The 368-nt window shown below is 39.4% G+C and carries 1 protein-coding gene; it reads right to left on the bottom strand.

The genetic code is table 11. The features are described 5' to 3' along the window. The coding region (locus ACFIO5_RS11890; RefSeq protein ID WP_375705520.1) for a DUF1214 domain-containing protein at positions 1 to 368 on the bottom strand (368 nt) is incomplete at both ends.

Below are 368 nucleotides of genomic sequence, written 5' to 3'. Positions count from 1 at the left end.
AGCTTTTGCAATGCTGTTGCAGAGATAATTGGGGTGTCATATAGAGTAAGAATAAGTCCGAATTCTTTTTGACTAACCGTTGCAAGCCAATTACCACTTTGCGGTGTTGGCGAAATATTAATGCGTAATGAGCCATCATTTTCATAGATAATATTGTTTGTGTAGAGTTCGAAAGGTATTTCCTTGGATGAAGTGTATGGTTTGAGTGATCTATCAGCTGTATAAAGCGTAAAGAGGTGTGTTTCAGGGATGTGGCCTTTAAGTAAGTAATGGCAATTGGGTTTTAGTGGACGTCCGTGGTTATCTTTCCAAATTTGAAAAATAAGTCCTTCAGTGCGCCCAATTGAAATATCACCTCGCTTGGCAGC

This window comes from Bartonella sp. AA86SXKL (genome assembly GCF_042196885.1).
This window is presented reverse-complemented; position numbering and strand designations above follow the sequence as displayed.